The organism is Sphingobacterium sp. GQ94 (assembly GCF_059758715.1).
The window spans coordinates 1-411 of sequence record NZ_JCAXEC010000041.1 but is presented as its reverse complement, the minus strand read 5'-3'; the positions used below and the strand labels follow the sequence as shown (position 1 = coordinate 411).

The 411-nt window shown below is 40.4% G+C and carries 1 protein-coding gene; it reads left to right on the top strand.

Going from position 1 to position 411, the window contains the following annotated elements; translation table 11 throughout:
* Nucleotides 1-15: 15 nt before the first annotated feature.
* The gene (locus tag AC6CHH_RS16405; protein ID WP_498284794.1) at nucleotides 16-249 is read left to right on the top strand and encodes a hypothetical protein; all 234 of its coding nucleotides are present in this window, start codon (nucleotides 16-18) and stop codon (nucleotides 247-249) included.
* The last annotated feature ends 162 nt before the right edge of the window (nucleotides 250-411 follow it).

Below are 411 nucleotides of genomic sequence, written 5' to 3'. Positions count from 1 at the left end.
TAAATAAATCTTGGAGTGGGAGTGTTAAGTTTCTATCTTTGCACCACTCCGCAAGGGAGGGAAGCTGGAAACAGCACTGAAATGGGATTAGAAACGTTTGGTAAATGTGGTTTATTTAGAGCTTACGATTTACCGGAAAAAGTCGCTCAGAATTATTTTAAAATAAATTTTGCAGAGTCGAAAAAGGTTTCTACCTTTGCAGTCCCAACCGAGGGGAGCAGCATAAAGCGCGATGCTTTATGCGAATAACAATGACTCATCACGCCTTATTTATAAGGCACGATATAGAAAGCCAAAGTGAGATACGGCGGCGCATAGTTCTTTAAGAAAATGATCATGTAACGCAGCGGCGGACAGCAATGTCCAAAGCTGATAAGAGAAATCTAATTAGCAATCAAATCCGGTAGAATA